Origin of the sequence: Qaidamihabitans albus (assembly GCF_016464705.1) — a bacterium.
Classification (GTDB): domain Bacteria; phylum Actinomycetota; class Actinomycetes; order Mycobacteriales; family Pseudonocardiaceae; genus Qaidamihabitans; species Qaidamihabitans albus.
Window position 1 is genome coordinate 16,241 of record NZ_JAEHOB010000023.1, and the last position, 16,431, is coordinate 32,671.

Genomic DNA, 16,431 nt, shown 5'->3' on the forward strand with positions numbered 1-16,431 from the left:
CGGTAGCACTTACTGGCGCTGTGCCAATAGTGTGGAGCGTGACGCCGAACACTCGAAAACGCGTGGCACGGCAATTTCGCCGCCGATAGCATGGACCGGCAACTGGGGCTTTTTCTCTTCTTCTTCCGTCGGAAATGGAATCATGACGACTTCGCAACTGAATAACGACTCTGTCGAGGACAGACTCGACAGCGGCGTCCTGAAAATCGCCGCTGTGGTGGTGCTCGGCTCCATCATGGCGATCCTCGACGTGACGGTGGTCAACGTCGCACTCCAGGCGCTCACCCTGGAGTTCGAAACGTCCTTCGACACCATTCAATGGGTGGCGACCGGTTACATGCTGGCGCTGGCCACGGTCATTCCCGTTACCGGCTGGGCCTCGGATCGTTTCGGCACGAAAAGGCTCTACCTGCTCGCCATCACGCTGTTCCTGGTCGGTTCGATGCTGGCCGGAATGGCGTGGAACGTCGAAACGCTGATCGTGTTCCGCGTCGTGCAGGGGTTCGGCGGCGGCATGCTGATGCCGGCGGGTATGACGATCCTGACCAGGGCGGCGGGCCCGCACCGGGTCGGCCGGGTGATGGCGGTGCTCGGCGTGCCGATGCTGCTGGGCCCGATCGGCGGTCCGATCCTCGGCGGGTGGCTGGTCGACTCGGTGAGCTGGCGCTGGATCTTCTACATCAACGTGCCGATCGGGATCATCGCCCTGATCGCGGCCTGGCGGCTGCTGCCGAAGGACGACCCCGAACCGGCCGAGCGGTTCGACTTCGCCGGGATGCTGATGCTCTCGCCCGGCCTGGCGATGCTGATCTACGGAGTCTCCGAGATCCCGGGCGCGGGCGGGATCGGCGCGACCGGCGTGTGGCTGCCGATCGTGCTCGGTGCCGGGCTGATCGTCGGCTTCGTGCTGCGCGCACTACGGATCGACAACCCGCTCGTCGACCTGCGCCTGTTCCGGGACCGCACCTTCGCGGCCGCCTCGGCGACCATGGCGTTGTTCGCGGTGGCCTTCTTCGGCGCGATGCTGCTGTTGCCGACGTACTTCCTGCTGGTCCGGGGCGAGTCGGCGCTGCAGGCGGGGCTGTTGCTTGCGCCCCAGGGACTCGGCGCGATGCTCACCATGCCGGTGGCGGGCAGGCTGGCCGACAGGGTCGGTCCTGGCAAGGTAGTGCTGCCGGGCCTCGGGCTGATCCTGGCCGGGCTCGCCATGTTCTCGCAGGTCGGCCCGGTGACGCCGTACTGGCAGCTGCTGGCGGCCCTGTTCGTGATGGGGATGGGCCTCGGCGCCACGATGATGCCGATCATGTCCGCCGCCCTGCAGACGCTGACCAGCAAGAACGTCGCCAGGGCATCGACCGCGCTGAACATCATCCAGCAGACCTCGGGCGCCATCGGCTCGGCGGTGATGTCGATCATCCTGGCGGGCCTGCTGGCCGGGAAGTTCGGCGTGCCGACCAGCCAGGGCCAGCTGGCCGCCACCGGCGCGCTGGCGGACCCGCGGACGCGGGACGCCGCCGCGGTGCTGGCGGCCGACTCGTTCGCCACGACGTTCACCTGGGCGGTGGTGCTGATCGCGCTGTGCCTGGTCCCGGCGCTGTTCCTGCCGCGGCGCCCCGCCGTGCGCCCGGACCGGAGCGGGGACACGGGAGACAGGGGAGACGCCGACGGCACCGGGGACGCCGAGGCAGCGCCGGTGATGCTCCCGCACTGAGCGCTATCGCGCCCTGGTGCCGGTCTGCTCCGGTACCTCGGGGAAGACGTCCCTGACGAGCGTCAGCAACGACCTGCTCAGCAGGGTGTGCACCTGCTGGCGGTTCAGGGCGCCGCGCACCAGCCATTCGCGGCCCGCCGCCTTCACCATGCCGCCGTAGGCCCGCACCAGGGCATTCAGCTCGTTCCAGTGGGCATCGTCCGGACTCAGGCCGACCGCTTCGAGAACGCGGTCGGCCGAGTTCCGGTCGGCCTCGTCCAGGATCCGCTCCACCTCGACGTCCCGGCCGATGCCCTCCGGGGTGATCGCGGCGAGCCACATCTTCTCCTGCTTGCTGACCATGTCGAGGAACCACTCGACGGCCGCGTCGGTGCGCTGTTCGAGGGAGCCCTCGGGCAGCCGTTTGACCGCGAAGTGCGGCACGGTGAGCGCGCGCTTGACCACGGCCAGGTACAGGTCGCGTTTCGTGCCGAAGTAGTGGTTGATGAGCCCGCGGGCGACACCGGCGCGCGCGGCGATGTCCGATGTGGACACCTCACCGTACGGGCGCTCCCCGAACAGGTCGGCCGCGCAGGCGAAGATCTGTTCCTTGCGTTCGTCGGGCTCCAGCCTTCGCCATTTGGGCGCCGATTCCGTGGTCATGAAGTGGATTTTCTCACGTCGCGGCCTCCTCCGCCGGAAAGAGGGGCAGGTGCAGCGCGCCGGGTGCGGTGCCGGGGACCGCCGGCCGCGCGGGCACTACCGGGCTTACCCGCCGGTAGGGCTCGCCGAGCGGGGGACGGGGATCGCGCTCACCCTTGTTCGGCCACAGTGCCATCGCCCGCTCGGCCTGCGCGGTGATGGTCAGTGAGGGGTTGACCCCTAGGTTCGCGGAGATCGTGGAGCCGTCGACCACGTGCAGGCCCTCGTACCCGAACAGCCGCTGGTAGGGGTCCACCACGCCGGTCGCCGGGGACTCGCCGATCGCGCAGCCGCCGATGAAGTGACCGGTGAGCGGGACGTTGACCAGGTCGTTCCAGCCACCACCCGGAATGCCGCCGATCTTGTCCGCGACCCTTCGCGTCACCTCGTGCCCGCCCGGGATCCAGACGGGGTTGGGCTCGCCGATGCCCTGCCTCGTGCGCATCCGCCTGCCGAGCACCCCGCGCCGCGTGTAGGTGGTCACCGAGTTGTCGAGTGTCTGCATCACCAGCAGCGCGATCGTCTGTTCCGACCAGTGCCGGGGGTTGTGCAGCGTGGGCAGCACGCGCCGCTGCCGCCACATCTCGCGCAGGCCCAGCAGCCAGCGCGGCTTGCCGGGGGCGGGGTCGGTGAGCACGGCACCGAGAAGGGCGAGCAGGTTGCTGCCCTTGCCGTAGCGAACAGGCTCAACATGGGTCACCTCGTCCGGGTGAATGGAAGAGGTGATCGCCACGCCGCGGTGGAACTCGCTGTCCCGCCGCCTGGTGCGTGCGGCGAGCACGGCCTCGGAGTTCGTCCGGGAGAGCACGCCGAGCCGTTCCGAGATGCGGGGGAGCACGCCGCGGTCGCGCAGCCTGTGCAGCAGTCGCTGCGTGCCGAGCGAGGCGGCGGAGAACACGACCTGCTCCGCGGTGAACGTGCGCCTGCGCCACGGCCGTCGGGTGTGGACGGTCGAAACCGCGTAGCCGCCACCGGACAGGGGTCGCACCTCGGTCACCGTGGTCATCGGATGCACCCGCGCGCCGGCCTGCTCGGCCAGGTGCAGGTAGTTCTTCACGGTCGTGTTCTTGGCGCCGTGCCTGCACCCGGTCATGCACTCACCACAGTGAATGCACGAGCGCCGGGCGGGACCTGCGCCGCCGAAGTAGGGATCGGCCACCTCCTGGCCGGGTGCGGTGTCCTCGCCGCCGAAGAAGACACCGACCTGGGCGGGGTGAAAGGTGTGCCCGATGCCCATGTCCGCGGCGACCTCGCGCATCACCTCGTCGGCCGGTGTAACGCGAGGGTAGGTCGCGACCCCGAGCATGCGCCTCGCCTGGTCGTAGTACGGTGCGAGCTCATCCTTCCAGTCGGTGATGGCCGACCACTGTGGATCTTCGTAGAAGGCGTCCGGTGGCTCGTACAGCGTGTTGGCGTAGACCAGCGAGCCACCGCCCACGCCCGCGCCGCTGAGCACCAGCGCGTCCCTGAGCGGGGTGATGCGGAAGATGCCGGTGCAGCCGAACTTCGGCGCGAACAGGTAGTCGCGTACCCGCCACGACGTCGTGGCGAACTCGTGGTCGGCGAATCGCCTGCCCATCTCGAGCACGCCGACCCGGTAGCCCTTCTCGGTGAGCCGCAGTGCGCTGACGCTCCCGCCGAAGCCCGAGCCGATCACGAGGACGTCGTAGTCGAAGCCTGCCATCCGCCTACCGTCGCCCGTTGTTGGCACTCTGTCAAGAGTTCCGGCGGATGCCGGTCAGAGCCGGTGCCGGAGCATCCTCGGCGGAGAGCGGGTCAGGTCGCGCAACCGGAAACGGTGCGGGCCCGCGGGCTCCAGAAGGCGCGCGTCGAGGAGGCGGTCGATGGCCGCCTCGGCAGGCTTGCAGGGATGGGCCGTTCACCCGGGGTATGCCGCGGTGTGCCGTCTCGTGTGGACGGTCGCGGACCGCCGCGGGGTAGGGTTCGCCCAACCCCCTGCCCGGGGGCGCGCACTGGTGACCTGGCGGGCCGCAGCCGGTGGGATGGGAGGCATGACAGCACCCCAGCACACCGAGGCCGTACCCCGAGGGCCGGGCCTGTCGGCCCCGGCCGTCGAGCTCCGCGGCGTCAGCCGGGACTACGGCAGCGGCCAGGCGCGCGTGCGCGCCCTCGACGACGTGAGCATCGCGTTCGCGGCAGGCACCTGGACGGCGGTGATGGGTCCCTCCGGTTCCGGCAAGTCGACGCTGCTGCACTGCGCCGCCGGGCTGGAGCGGGCCAGCGCGGGGCAGGTGCTGCTCTCCGGCGAGGACATCACCGCGGCGGGCGAGCAGGAGCTGACCGAGCTGCGCCGCGGCCGGATGGGGTTCGTCTTCCAGAGCTTCAACCTCATCGGGTCGCTCACCGCCGAGCAGAACGTGACGCTGCCGCTGCGGCTCGCCCGCAGGCGCGTGTCCGGCAGCCAGGTGCGGGAGGTGCTGGCGAGCGTCGGCCTCGAGGACCGCAGGCGGCATCGCCCCCGCGAGCTCTCCGGCGGGCAGCAGCAGCGGGTCGCGATCGCGCGGGCGATGGTGACCCGGCCGGCGGTGCTCTTCGCCGACGAGCCCACCGGCGCGCTCGACTCGGCCTCCGCCAGGCAGGTCCTCCGCCTGCTGCGCGGCATGGTGGCCGAGGCGGGGCAGACCATCGTCATGGTCACCCACGACCCCGCGGTCGCGGCCAGTGCCGACTCCGTCGTGTTCCTCTCCGACGGCCGCATTGCCGACCGCGCCACCGCGCCGAGCGCCCACGAGGTCGCCGAGCGGCTCGCCCGACTGGAGGCGTGACCAGTGTTGCGTCTGTCCTGGAGCACCTTCCGCGAGCGTGGCCAGCTGTTCCTCGGCGCGCTGCTCACCGTCTGTCTCGGCGTCGCGCTCGTGCAGTCGTCGCTGCTGATCCTGCTCGCCGCGGCCATCGGCGGGTACGTCGAGGCGATCACGCTGCTCGGGATGACCCTGGCCATCGCGACGTTCCTCGCCGTGTTCATCGTCGCGTCGACCTTCGCGTTCACCGTCGCCCAGCGCAGGCGTGACCTCGCCCTGCTGCGGCTCGCGGGCGCGGGCCGGGGTCAGCTCCGCAGGCTGCTGCTCGCCGAGGCGGTCCTGCTCGGCCTGTTCGGCACGGGGATCGGCGTGCCGCTGGGCATGCTCGTGCAGCGGGTCCAGACCGGCCTGCTGACCGGCCTCGGCTTCGTGCCGCCGGAGTTCACCGTGCCCTGGCACGACTGGATCCTCGCCGTGTCGGCGGGCATCGGGGTCGGCGTCGCGGTCGCCGGGGTGCTCGCCGCCTCCCGGCGGGGGGCGCGGGTGCGGCCGCTGGAGGCGCTGCGCGAGACAGGGGAGGCCGCGCGGGTGATCACCGCGTCCCGCTGGTTCTTCGGCGTGCTGTTCCTCGGCGGCGCGGTGGCACTGGCGACCGTGTCGTCCTTCGCCGGGCCGATCGCGGCCGTCCCGCTTTCGATCAACGTCGCGATCACCGCGGCCATCGGCCTGAGCGCGCTCAGCCCGCTGGTCGTGCCCCTCGCCGGACGCGTCATCGGGCTGCTGCTGCGTGGCGGGCCGCTCGGCACCCTCGCGGCGGCGAACCTGCGCGACGGTGTGCGGCGCAGCGCGTCGACGGCGGCGCCCCTGCTCGTGCTGGTCGCGCTGCTGCTCGGCATGTCCGGCACGCTCACCACCCTCGGTGCCGCCGCTGAACGCGAGCTGCACCAGGACCTGCGAGCCGACCTCGTCGTCACCACGGAGGGCCCGCTCCCGGTCGGCGAGGTGCCCGGGGTCGCGACCGCCTCGACAGAGCTGGCCGTGCCGGTGACCCTGACGGTCGCCACCGTGGAAGACGGCGAGACCGAGACCGACACGGCCGAGGCGGTGGCCGTCGACCCGGCGGCCTACCTGCGGACCCATCACCGCACCGCCGTCGAGGGCTCGCTGACCGACCTGCACGGCGACACCATCGCCTCCGCCGAGCACCCTCTCGGCAGCGTCGTCGAGGCCCGGATCGGTGAGCGCACCGTGCCGCTGCGCGTGGTCGCCGTGCTGCCCGGGTCGTTCGGCAGTGGCGCCGACGTTCTCCTGCCACGCGAGCTCGTGCCCGCCGCGGTGGCCGCGGAGGCGCCGGCGCACACGCTGGTGCGACTCGACCCCGGCGCCGACCCCACGCGGGTGACGGCGGCCCTCGGCGAGGGCCGCGTGGAGACAGCCGAGGCGTGGGCCGCCCGCACCGCCGCCCGGCAGCAGGACACCAGCGCCGGGATCATGACCGTGATCATGGGTCTGGCCGGGCTGTATGCCCTGATCGCCGTGGTCAACGCCGTCGTGATCGGGGCGGCGGAGCGCAGGCGCGAGTTCGCCGTCGCCAGGGTGAGCGGCCTCAGCCGGGGCCAGGTCGTGCGGGCGGCGCTGGTGGAGTCGTGGGCCGTCGCCGCGATCGGCCTGTTCCTCGGCGGGCTGGCCGCGGCGGGCACGGTTGCCGGGATCGGTGCCGCGGCGGCGCGGTCCACCGGCGCCTGGCTGGTCGGCGTGCCGGGGCCGCTGGTCGTCGCCGTGGTGGCCGGTGCCTTCGCGGTGGTGGGCGCCACGAGCGTGCTGACAAGCCTCGTTGCCACCCGGCCCCGGCCGGTGTCGCTCGTCGGCGCGGGGGAGTGACCCGTCGACTCCGGCGGTGATCGGCGCACTGGGCGAAACCGGTGGATCTTAGGGTAGCCTTAGCTGAGATGAGGCATCCGGCGTGATGAGGAGCGAGTCAATGACGGACCGACCGGCGCGCAGTGGCGGCAAGCCCGTCACGCGGCTGCGGGTGCTGCGCACCGAGCGCATCACCCCGCACATGATCAGGGTCGTCTCCGGCGGGGAGGGGCTCGCGGCGTTCGTCGCCAACGAGTTCACCGACAGCTACGTCAAGGTGCTCTTCCCGGTGCCGGGCGTCGCCTACCCCGAGCCGTTCGACATGCGGGTGATCAAGGCCGAGCTGCCGCGCGAGCAGTGGCCACGCCAGCGCAGCTACACGGTTCGTTATCACGACCCGCACGCCGGTGAGCTGGCGATCGACTTCGTGCACCACGGTGACGAGGGGCTCGCAGGCCCGTGGGCGGCGAGCCTGCGACCCGGCGACGAGTTCCTGGTCATGGGCCCCGGCGGCGCCTACGCGCCGAGCGCGGAAGCCGACTGGCACCTCTTCGTCGGCGACGAGAGCGCGCTGCCGGCCATCGGCGCGTCCCTGGAGGCGGTGCCCGCCGGTGCGCCGGTGCGCGCCCTGCTGCTGGTGGAGGACGCGGCGGAGGAGCAGCCGCTGCCGACCAAGGGCGACGCGCAGATCCGCTGGCTGCACCGCTCGGCGCAGGACGATCTGGTGGCCGCGGTGCGCGCGCTGGAGTTCCCCGGCGGCACGGTGCACGCGTTCGTGCACGGCGAGGCGGGGTTCGTCCGGGAGCTGCGCAGGCACCTGCTGGACGAGCGCGGCGTCCGCAGGGACATGCTCTCGATCTCCGGCTACTGGCGGCGCGGCAAGACCGACGAGGCCTGGCGCGAGGAGAAGGCCGCCGAAAAAGCCTCGTGAGTGCCTACCCGAGTGAGAACGCCGGTAGCCACCCACGAGGGTCGTGAGTGGCTACACGAGTTAGAACACTGTTACGCACTCACGAGGTGCTCGGGTAGAACGGGTGCATGACTGATCTCGAGGTGGAGACCGACCCCGGCGAGCTCGGGTTCGACCAGGAGCGCCTGAACCGGATCGACGACCGGATGGCGCGCTACGTCGACGAGGGCCTGCTGCCCGGCTGGCTCGCCGTCGTCAGCAGGCACGGCAAGATCGTGCACGTTTCCACCCGGGGCCGGCGCGACGTCGAGGCCGGGCTGCCGGTCGAGCGGGACACGGTGTGGCGCGTCTACTCGATGACCAAGCCGATCACCTCGGTCGCCGCGATGATGCTCGTCGAGCAGGGTGTGTTCGACCTCGCCGACCCGATCTCGGCATGGCTGCCGGAGTTCACGGACATGCGCGTCTACACCAAGGGCTCGGCACTGCGCCCCGCCACGGTGCCCGCCACCGAGCCGATCCGCGTGTGGCACCTGCTCACGCACACCGCCGGGCTCACCTACGGCTTCCACCACGCGCACCCGGTCGACGCGATGTACCGGCAGGCGGGCTTCGAGCTGTTCTCACCGCCCGGGATGGACCTGGCCGCGTGCAGCGCGGCGTGGGCCGAGCTGCCGCTGATGTTCGAGCCCGGCACGGAGTGGAACTACTCGGTGGCCACCGACGTGCTCGGCAGGCTGGTCGAGGTCGCGTCCGGGCAGCCGTTCGACACCTTCCTGGCTGAGCGCATCCTCGGCCCGCTCGGCATGACCGACACGTCGTTCCAGGCCACCGGCGGCGCACTGGACCGCCTGGCCGCGCTCTACGCGCCCGAGCCCGGCTCCCGGCGCGCGGTTCGCCACGACGCCGTCGGGGAGGCCATCACCCGCACGCCCGCGTTCCTCTCCGGGGGCGGTGGCCTCGCCTCCACCGCGGCCGACTACCACCGGTTCACCCAGTTCCTGCTGCGCGGCGGTGAGCTCGACGGGGTGCGCCTGCTCGCGCCGCGCACCGTCGCGTTCATGACCCGCAACCACCTGCCCGGCGGGGCGGACCTCGACGAGTTCGGCCGTCCGCTCTACGCCGAGGTGCCGTTCAACGGCTTCGGCTTCGGGCTCGGCTTCTCGGTGCTGCAGGACCCGGTGAAGGCCAGGACGCTGGCCAGCGCGGGCGAGTTCGCCTGGGGCGGCCTCGCGAGCACCGCGTTCTGGGTCGACCCTGCGGAGGATGTCACCGTGCTGTTCTTCACCCAGCTGATGCCCTCCAGCACCCACCCGCTGCGCCAGCAGCTGCGCCAGCTCGTCTACCAGGCCCTCGTGAGTGGGAAACCGAGTTAGAACCCGGTTTCCCACTCACGAGCGGTGGCCAGGCGCTATGCGGTGAGCTTGGTGATGATCTCGTCGCCGTAGGCGGCCAGTGTCCGTTCCCGCTGGTCGTGCATCAGGTACACGGCGAACTGGTGCACGCCCAGCTCCGCGAGCTCCTCCAGCCGCTGCACGTGCGCGGAGGCCGGGCCCACCAGGCAGAAGCGGTCGACGATCTCGTCCGGCACGAAGTCGGTCGACGGATTTCCCGCCTTGCCGTGGTGCGCGTAGTCGTAACCCTGCCTGCCCGCGATGTAGTCGGTCAGCTCGGACGGCACCGGCCCGGCGTCGCCGTAGCGGGCGACCAGGTCCGCCACGTGGTTGCCGACCATCCCGCCGAACCAGCGCAGCTGCTCGCGCTGGTGCGCGAGGTCGTCACCGACATAGGCGGGCGCGGCCACACAGATCGTGATCCCCTCCGGGTCGCGTCCCGCCTCCCGCGCCGCCTCCCGCACCGAGCCGATCGTCCACCGCGCGATCACCGGGTCGGCGGTCTGCAGGATGAACCCGTCGGCCTGCTCACCGACCATGCGCAGCGCCTTGGGCCCGTAGCCGGCCATCCACATCTCCAGCCGGCCGTCGCGCACCCACGGGATCCGCACGGCGGTGTCGTTGTGGGTCACCTCGCGCCCCTCGGCCAGCTCCTTGATCACGTGCATCGCCTCGCGCAACGTGGCCAGAGTGGACGGTGGCCTGCCCACCACGCGATGCGCCGAGTCGCCGCGGCCGATGCCGCACACCGTCCGGTTGCCGAACATGTCGTTGAGCGTGGCGAACAGCGACGCCAGCACCGACCAGTCACGCGTGCCGGGGCTGGTCACCATCGGGCCCACGACCAGCGACGACGTCTCCGCCAGGATCCGCGAGTAGATGACGAACGGCTCCTGCCACAGCACGCTGGAGTCGAACGTCCACCCGTAGCCGAAACCGCGGTCCTCCGCCTCCCGCATGAGCCGCACGACCTCACCGGCAGGGGGATCGGTCTGCAGTACCACTCCGAATTCCATCGCACACGCCCCTAGTTCAGGTACTGGCAGCGGTCGCGGGAGAGGAACCGGCCGTGCCCCGCCGTGCCGTGGTACTCGCCGCCCTCGATCAGGACCCGGCCCCGGGAGAGCACCGTGTCCACCCGTCCGGTGAGGCGCATGCCCTCGTAGGCGGAGTAGTCGACGTTCATGTGGTGGCTGGCCGCCGAGATCGTCTGCTCGGCGTTCGGGTCGTAGATCACGATGTCGGCGTCCGAACCCGGCGCGAGGACACCCTTGCGCGGGTACAGCCCGAACATCCGGGCCGGCGTGGTCGAGCAGGTCTCCACCCAGCGGGCGAGCGAGATCTCCCCGGCGACCACGCCCTGGTGCAGCAGGTCCATCCGGTGCTCGACGCCCGGCATCCCGTTCGGGATCTTGGTGAAGTCGCCCCGGCCGAGCTCCTTCTGGTCCTTGAAGCAGAACGGGCAGTGGTCGGTCGAGACCACCGAGAGGTCGTTGGTCCGCAGGCCCCGCCACAGGTCGGCCTGGTGATGCTTCTCCCGCAGCGGGGGAGAGGCGACGTACTTCGCCCCCTCGAAGTCAGGCTTCGCCAGGTCCTCGATGGAAAGGTAGAGGTACTGCGGGCACGTCTCGGCGAACACGTTCTGGCCGTCGTCGCGGGCCTCCGCCACCGCCGCGAGCGCCTGGGCGGCGGAGAGATGCACGATGTAGAGCGGCGAGCCGGTGACCTTGGCCAGCGTGATCGCCCGCGACGTCGCCTCCCCCTCCAGCTCCGGTGGCCTGGTGAGCCCGTGCTGCACCGGCTCGCCCCTGCCCTCGGCCAGTGCCCGGGCTGCGAGCTGGTCGATCGCGATGCCGTTCTCCGCGTGCATCATGATCGTCGAGCCGGTCTCGGTGGCCTTGTGCATGGCGCGCAGGATCTCGCCGTCGGTGGAGTAGAACACGCCCGGATACGCCATGAACATCTTGAAGCTGGTGACTCCGGCGTCCACACAGGACTCCATCTCCTTCAACGTCGTGTCGTTGACGTCGGAGACGATCATGTGGAACCCGTAGTCGATAGCGCAGTCGCCGTCCGCCTTCTCGTGCCACTTGTCCAGTGTGGACAGCAGCGATGTTCCCTTGGCCTGTACGGCGAAGTCGATGATCGTCGTGGTGCCGCCCCACGCGGCCGCGCGGGTGCCGGTCTCGAACGTGTCGGCGGAGAACGTGCCGCCGAAGGGCATCTCCATGTGCGTGTGCGCGTCGATCCCGCCGGGCATGACGTACTTGCCCGCCGCGGAGACGATCCGGTCGGCGCGGGTTTCGTAGGCGTCCGACCCGGGGTCGGTGAGCGCCACGATCCGCTCGTCTTCGACGACCACGTTCGCCTCGATCGGGCCGGACGGGGCGAGCACGGTTCCGGATTTGATCACCAGGAGCATCGGGTCCTCCTCACGGCTTGACGAGCGAGTCGTACGAGTCCGGCCTGCGATCGCGGTAGAACGCCCACAGCTCGCGGACCTCCGCCAGCTTGGCCATGTCCAGGTCGCGCACCACGATCTCGTCCTCGGTGTCCGAAGCCGCGTCGCCGACGAGCTCGCCGCGCGGGTCGACGAAGTAGGTCTGACCGTAGAAGTCGTTGTCGCCCAGCGGTTCCACGCCGACCCGGTTGATCGCCCCTATGTAGTACTCGTTGGCCACGGCGGCGGCGGGCTGTTCGAGCCGCCACAGGTACTGCGAAAGGCCGCGGCTCGTCGCCGAGGGGTTGAACACGATCTTCGCGCCGGCCAGCCCGAACGCGCGCCAGCCCTCGGGAAAGTGCCGGTCGTAGCAGATGTAGACGCCGATGCGGCCCACCGCCGTGTCGAAGACCGGGTAACCCGTGTTGCCGGGCCGGAAGTAGAACTTCTCCCAGAATCCCTTCACCTGCGGGATGTGGTTCTTGCGGTACTTGCCGAGGTAGCTGCCGTCGGCGTCGATCACCGCGGCGGTGTTGTAGAGCAGGCCCGGCTGTTCCTCCTCGTACACCGGCAGGATCAGCACGACCCCGTGCCGCTCGGCGACCTCCTGCATCAGCCGCGTGGTCGGCCCGTCCGGGACGGCCTCGGTGTAGGAGTAGTACTCGGTGTCCTGGACCTGGCAGAAGTACGGGCCGTAGAACAGTTCCTGCAGGCACACCACCTGCGCGCCCTGCGAGGCGGCCTTGCCGATCGCGTCGACCGCGGTGGCGATCATCGAGTCCTTGTCACCCGTCCACCGCTGTTGCACCAAGCCGGCCCTGACCAGATCGCTCACTTTGCTCCTCCTTGTGGGTGGGAATGGCCGCCCCGCGCGAGCCGGGCAGCGTCAGCGCGAGGTACACCAGGAACGCGGCCACCAGGCCGACGACCCAGCTGTAGTCGTAGAACGCCCGGAACAGCGGGATCAGGCCGTCCTCGGGGAACGGGCCCGCGCCGGGGGCGGAGTGCGCGCCGCCGACGGCGAGCACCGCGCCCACGGCGGAAGCCACCAGCGCACGCCAGTTCCAGCCGCCGCGGAACCAGTAGCGGCCCTGCTCGCTGAACAGGTCCGTCAGGTCCAGGCGGGTCCTTGCCTGCACCCAGTAGCCAGCGACCAGCACACCGGCGATCGCGGCGAGCACGCCGCCGTAGAAGTTCAGCCAGGCGAAGATGTAGATGTTCGGGTCGGAGATCAGCCGCCACGGCTGGATGACGATGCCGATCACACCGGTGATGAGCCCGCCGACCCGGAAGCTGATCCGCTTCGGGAAGGCGTTGGAGAAGTCGTAGGACGGGCTGACGACGTTCGCCGCCAGGTTGGTGGTGATCGTCGCGAGCACGAGCCCGAGCAGCGCCGCGATCACCACGACCGGCGAGTCGAACCGGCTGGCCAGCTCGACCGGGTCCCAGATGGCCTCGCCGTAGATGACGATGCCACCGGAGGTGATCATGATCGACATGATGGCGACGAACGACATCGTCGTCGGCAGGCCGAGCACCTGCCCCCAGAGCTGCTTGCGCTGGTTCTGGCCGAACCGGGTGAAGTCCGGCATGTTCAGCGAGAGCGTGGCCCAGAACGCGATCATGCCCATCAGCGAGGGCGCGAAGACCTTCCAGAAGTCGGCGCCCCAGCCGAGCTCCGAGGGCTGGGAGAAGATCGGGCCAAGACCGCCCGCCTTGACCAGGACCCAGATGAGCAGGATGAGGAAGCCCACGGTGACCAGCGGTGCCGCCCAGCTCTCCAGGCGGCGGACGGCCTCCATGCCCCGCCAGATGATGATCATCTGCACGGCCCAGAACACGCCGAAGCACAGCCACAGCGTCCACGGCTCACCGCCGACCACGGCGGCGCCGGTCCAGCCGTCGCCGAGCAGCTTGCCGAGGATCACGAACATCGCCTGGCCGCCGACCCATGTCTGGATGCCGAACCAGCCGCAGGCGACCAGCCCGCGCAGCAGGGCCGCCAGGTTGGCCCCGCGCACGCCGAAGAAGGCGCGGGCGAAGACCGGGAACGGGATGCCGTACTTGGTGCCCGCATGGCTGTTCAGCAGCATCGGCCCCAGCACGATCAGGTTGCCGAGGGCGATGGTGAGAAACGCCTGCGCCCAGTTCATGCCGATCGCGATCAGCCCGGAGGCGAGCAGGTAGGACGGAAGGTTCAGCGCCATTCCGTTCCACAGCGCGAAGTAGTTGTAGGTGGTCCAGGTTCGTCGCTCGATGGGCACCGGGGCGAGTTCGTCGTTGAAGAACCGGCTGCCGTGCACCGACGACGCATCGCGAAGTTCCACCCGGCCGTCCGGGTGGTGGATCTGGGCGGTGGTCGGCTCCATTGCGGCATCCTGCTCGCCCGAAGTGTCCGGTCGGGACTGGCAGAGTGTTCACCGTTGCGGGTGACCGACAACACACTGTCGATTGCGCGCCGACGGTTCCGGTGCTTGCCCGCCGCCGTTAACGGCCCGGTAACGGCGGCGCAACAGGCGGGGCGAAAAGGGTCAGATGGCGAACACGCCGGAGGACTCCGCCTCGGCGAAGCAGGTGTTGGAGTAGGAGGTCCTGAAGTGCACCCGCTCCCCGCGCCAGGTGCCGTGTGCCTCGGCGCGGACGGGCGCGTGGATCATCGGGCACGCCCGGTGCTCGGTCGGCAGGCGGGCGAAGTCGCCGTCCGCCTGCTCCAGCGCGTCGCACGCCGCCTCCGCCTCCGGGTGGGTGCCGGAGGCCGGATCGCAGAGAAGCACAGCGGAGCGGGGCGTGCCACCCTCCGGATGCAGGGTGAGGACGAGGGAGGACCCGGGGGGAGTGGCCTGCCCGCCCGCGCACATCAGGGTGACGGCGCACGCGGCGAGCGATCCGGCGGAGAAGATGGGCATACCTCGGCTATCGGCACGCGCGCGGCGGAGGCTGTGTCACCCGACGGAGTGATCGCCGTCGCCCGATGGTGGAGCGACCTCCTGGGCGAGCAGGGCGACGTAGAGCGACAGCATCGACTCCGGGTCCTCCAGCGGCACGCCGAGCACCTGCTCGATCCGCGCGAGCTGCTGGTAGTAGGCCGTCCGCGAGGTGTGCGCCGCCGCGGCGGCCGCCGACTTGTTCCCGCCGTGCTCGCAGAAGAACCGCAGCGCCTGCACCAGCCTGCTGCCCGAGGCCGCGTCCCTGGCGAGCAGCGGACCGAGCTCCCGCGCCGCGAACGCGGCCACGCGGTCGTCGTCCGCGAGCAGGTGCAGCAGGCCGCGTAGCCGCACGTCCTCCAGCCGGTGGAACCCGCACGCGGGCCGGTCGTCCCGGCGCAGGGCGGCCGCGGCGACATGGGCCGCCTCGGCGAGACTGCGCCCCGCCTCCGCGCCCGACTCCACGGTGCTGCCGACGGCGACCACCGCGGGCATCGAAGGACGCGCCTGGTGGATCTCCGTGGCCAACCTGCCCAGTACGGCCTCCGAGTTCGCCTGCGGCGATAGGGAGAGCAGGACCCGCACGCTCAGGTCGTCGGTGGCGGCGACCAGTGCCGCGACCTTTGCCCTCCGGGCCGCCAGTGCCGTCGCCTCGGCGAGCTCCCGCAGCACCGGCTGGGTGGAGGCCGCCCCGGCGGGCCGCGGGGCCCCGGTCAGCCGGGGCCGGATCGCGGCGCCCACGAGCCGCCTGCCGGTGAGCGGCACCCGCAGCGCCGCCGCGCGTGCCACCAGCTCGGCCGAAGGGGCGGGCGTGGCGAGCAGCTCGGCGAGCACCGCCCGGTGGGCCTGCCGTTCCAGCCCGTCACCGTCCCTGGTGAGCAGGTGGTGCACGGCAAGCGCGGAGGCGGCGCGCTCGGCGACGACGACGTGCCGGTGCGGCGGCGGCTCCCCGCACACGAGGATCAGCCTGCCCCAGTCGTGCCCGCGCGCGCCGACGATGGTCACGAGCCACCCCGTCGCGCCGTGGTAGCCGGTGCGCTCGCCGAGGCGGACCGGGCGGGAGCGCTGCTGCCACCCGGCGAGCAGCTCGCCGGGGTCGGCCCCGGCGGCGTCGTAGGCCAGCACCTCGTGCGACAGCGTCTCCAGCACCACCGGTTGCCCGGTGAGCCTGGCGACCTCGCGCAGCACCACGTCCGGCTCCGCGCCGGAGACGGTGAGCGCGGTGAACGTCTCGTGCACCTGCTCGGCGGCGCGCAGCTCGGTCACCTGCGCGTCCACGATCAGCCCGTTCACCGCCTCGGTGACCGTCACGTAGCGGGTCTCCCTGGACAGGGTCACCAGCGGCAGGTCCTGCTCGTCGGCGGCGCGCAGCAGTGCGGGCGGCAGCCGGTCGCTCCAGTGCCGGACCAGCTCCACGACCAGCCCGGTGACACCGACCCCGGCCAGCTCCTCGACGTACTCGCGGAGCGCGGCGTCGTCGTCGGGCAGGGCGATCCCGGTGGTGAGCACCAGCTCGCCGCCCTTGAGCAGGTGCGCGATGTCGGCGACCTCGGCGACGTGCACCCAGCGGACCCGGCCGTGCAGCCCGTTCGCGCCCGCCACCACGCGCGGCCCACCGTGCCGGATCACCGGCAGCGCGAGCACCTCGGCCACGGTCGGGTACATGGGCGGCCTCCTCGCGTTCTCCGCCGGTAGGGAAGATGCAGACTGTACGGCGGCTGACGGGAGTCGGTACATATTGTCCGTGGC

Annotated in this window: 13 protein-coding genes; 5 read left to right on the top strand and 8 right to left on the bottom strand. The window is 71.1% G+C overall.

All coding sequences use genetic code 11. From position 1 onward, the window contains the following. The first annotated feature begins 142 nt into the window (after positions 1-142). A complete protein-coding gene (locus JAP66_RS29130; protein ID WP_199435076.1) occupies positions 143-1,711 on the top strand; it encodes a DHA2 family efflux MFS transporter permease subunit in 1,569 nt (522 codons plus the stop codon). A 3-nt stretch (positions 1,712-1,714) separates the two neighbouring features. Here JAP66_RS29130 and JAP66_RS29135 read toward each other — a convergent pair whose 3' ends face one another. Then, positions 1,715-2,353: a TetR/AcrR family transcriptional regulator gene (locus tag JAP66_RS29135; RefSeq protein WP_199435077.1), complete on the bottom strand. Its 639-nt coding sequence runs from the start codon at positions 2,351-2,353 to the stop codon at positions 1,715-1,717. 13 nt (positions 2,354-2,366) lie between these two features. Continuing rightward, positions 2,367-4,076 carry a GMC family oxidoreductase N-terminal domain-containing protein gene (locus JAP66_RS29140; protein WP_199435078.1) on the bottom strand — a complete coding sequence of 570 codons (1,710 nt, stop codon included), beginning with the start codon at positions 4,074-4,076 and terminating at the stop codon, positions 2,367-2,369. A 328-nt stretch (positions 4,077-4,404) separates the two neighbouring features. On the opposite strand from JAP66_RS29140, the gene JAP66_RS29145 reads away from it, so the two are divergent. The 4 genes from JAP66_RS29145 to JAP66_RS29160 all read left to right on the top strand — a co-directional run bounded on the left by JAP66_RS29145 (position 4,405) and on the right by JAP66_RS29160 (position 9,300). Next, a complete protein-coding gene (locus tag JAP66_RS29145) occupies positions 4,405-5,178 on the top strand; it encodes an ABC transporter ATP-binding protein (RefSeq protein ID WP_199435079.1) in 774 nt (257 codons plus the stop codon). A gap of 3 nt (positions 5,179-5,181) precedes the next feature. Continuing rightward, entirely contained in the window at positions 5,182-7,035 is a 1,854-nt protein-coding gene (locus tag JAP66_RS29150; RefSeq protein WP_199435080.1) for an FtsX-like permease family protein, read from the top strand. Between the two features lie 100 nt (positions 7,036-7,135). Beyond that, positions 7,136-7,945, top strand: a complete 810-nt coding sequence (locus JAP66_RS29155) for a siderophore-interacting protein (RefSeq protein ID WP_199435081.1) — start codon at positions 7,136-7,138, stop codon at positions 7,943-7,945. A gap of 107 nt (positions 7,946-8,052) precedes the next feature. After that, entirely contained in the window at positions 8,053-9,300 is a 1,248-nt protein-coding gene (locus JAP66_RS29160) for a serine hydrolase domain-containing protein (RefSeq protein WP_199435082.1), read from the top strand. 35 nt (positions 9,301-9,335) lie between these two features. Here JAP66_RS29160 and JAP66_RS29165 read toward each other — a convergent pair whose 3' ends face one another. The 6 genes from JAP66_RS29165 to JAP66_RS29190 all read right to left on the bottom strand — a co-directional run bounded on the left by JAP66_RS29165 (position 9,336) and on the right by JAP66_RS29190 (position 16,347). After that, the gene (locus JAP66_RS29165; protein WP_199435083.1) at positions 9,336-10,334 is read right to left on the bottom strand and encodes a TIGR03842 family LLM class F420-dependent oxidoreductase; all 999 of its coding nucleotides are present in this window, start codon (positions 10,332-10,334) and stop codon (positions 9,336-9,338) included. 11 nt (positions 10,335-10,345) lie between these two features. Beyond that, entirely contained in the window at positions 10,346-11,740 is a 1,395-nt protein-coding gene (gene hydA / locus JAP66_RS29170; RefSeq protein WP_199435084.1) for a dihydropyrimidinase, read from the bottom strand. Positions 11,741-11,750: 10 nt separating this feature from the next. Beyond that, the gene (locus tag JAP66_RS29175; RefSeq protein ID WP_199435085.1) at positions 11,751-12,593 is read right to left on the bottom strand and encodes a nitrilase-related carbon-nitrogen hydrolase; all 843 of its coding nucleotides are present in this window, start codon (positions 12,591-12,593) and stop codon (positions 11,751-11,753) included. Then, entirely contained in the window at positions 12,544-14,127 is a 1,584-nt protein-coding gene (locus tag JAP66_RS29180) for an NCS1 family nucleobase:cation symporter-1 (protein ID WP_199435086.1), read from the bottom strand. The genes JAP66_RS29175 and JAP66_RS29180 overlap by 50 nt, the downstream gene beginning before the upstream one ends. A 162-nt stretch (positions 14,128-14,289) precedes the next feature. Continuing rightward, the gene (locus tag JAP66_RS29185) at positions 14,290-14,664 is read right to left on the bottom strand and encodes an SSI family serine proteinase inhibitor (protein ID WP_199435087.1); all 375 of its coding nucleotides are present in this window, start codon (positions 14,662-14,664) and stop codon (positions 14,290-14,292) included. Between the two features lie 36 nt (positions 14,665-14,700). Then, on the bottom strand, positions 14,701-16,347 hold the full coding sequence (locus JAP66_RS29190; RefSeq protein WP_199435088.1) for a PucR family transcriptional regulator: 1,647 nt from the start codon (positions 16,345-16,347) through the stop codon (positions 14,701-14,703). Positions 16,348-16,431: the final 84 nt, after the last annotated feature.

What these genes read in the sequence shown, in the direction of transcription:
- JAP66_RS29130 (WP_199435076.1), top strand. Translation starts at nt 143, where the DNA reads ATGACGACTTCGCAACTGAATAACGACTCTGTCGAGGACAGACTCGAC.
- JAP66_RS29135 (WP_199435077.1), bottom strand. Translation starts at nt 2,353, where the DNA reads ATGACCACGGAATCGGCGCCCAAATGGCGAAGGCTGGAGCCCGACGAA.
- JAP66_RS29140 (WP_199435078.1), bottom strand. Translation starts at nt 4,076, where the DNA reads ATGGCAGGCTTCGACTACGACGTCCTCGTGATCGGCTCGGGCTTCGGC.
- JAP66_RS29145 (WP_199435079.1), top strand. Translation starts at nt 4,405, where the DNA reads ATGACAGCACCCCAGCACACCGAGGCCGTACCCCGAGGGCCGGGCCTG.
- JAP66_RS29155 (WP_199435081.1), top strand. Translation starts at nt 7,136, where the DNA reads ATGACGGACCGACCGGCGCGCAGTGGCGGCAAGCCCGTCACGCGGCTG.
- JAP66_RS29160 (WP_199435082.1), top strand. Translation starts at nt 8,053, where the DNA reads ATGACTGATCTCGAGGTGGAGACCGACCCCGGCGAGCTCGGGTTCGAC.
- JAP66_RS29165 (WP_199435083.1), bottom strand. Translation starts at nt 10,334, where the DNA reads ATGGAATTCGGAGTGGTACTGCAGACCGATCCCCCTGCCGGTGAGGTC.
- hydA (WP_199435084.1), bottom strand. Translation starts at nt 11,740, where the DNA reads ATGCTCCTGGTGATCAAATCCGGAACCGTGCTCGCCCCGTCCGGCCCG.
- JAP66_RS29180 (WP_199435086.1), bottom strand. Translation starts at nt 14,127, where the DNA reads ATGGAGCCGACCACCGCCCAGATCCACCACCCGGACGGCCGGGTGGAA.
- JAP66_RS29185 (WP_199435087.1), bottom strand. Translation starts at nt 14,664, where the DNA reads ATGCCCATCTTCTCCGCCGGATCGCTCGCCGCGTGCGCCGTCACCCTG.
- JAP66_RS29190 (WP_199435088.1), bottom strand. Translation starts at nt 16,347, where the DNA reads ATGTACCCGACCGTGGCCGAGGTGCTCGCGCTGCCGGTGATCCGGCAC.